This is a genomic window from Bacillus cereus group sp. BfR-BA-01430 (assembly GCF_022663115.1).
GTDB lineage: Bacteria > Bacillota > Bacilli > Bacillales > Bacillaceae_G > Bacillus_A > Bacillus_A cereus_BD.
Map to the genome: position 1 here is coordinate 1 of NZ_JAKUEW010000115.1, position 222 is coordinate 222.

Sequence of the window (222 nt, forward strand, 5' to 3'; positions counted from 1 at the left end):
ACCCTCTCAGGTCGGCTACGCATCGTTGCCTTGGTGAGCCGTTACCTCACCAACTAGCTAATGCGACGCGGGTCCATCCATAAGTGACAGCCGAAGCCGCCTTTCAATTTCGCACCATGCGGTGCAAAATATTACCCGGTATTAGCCCCGGTTTCCCGGAGTTATCCCAGTCTTATGGGCAGGTTACCCACGTGTTACTCACCCGTCCGCCGCTAACTTCTT

Annotated in this window: 1 rRNA gene; it reads right to left on the reverse strand. The window is 55.0% G+C overall.

Features of this window, described 5'->3' with window-relative positions:
• A 16S ribosomal RNA gene (locus tag MR058_RS23195) occupies positions 1-222 on the reverse strand; the annotation flags it as partial.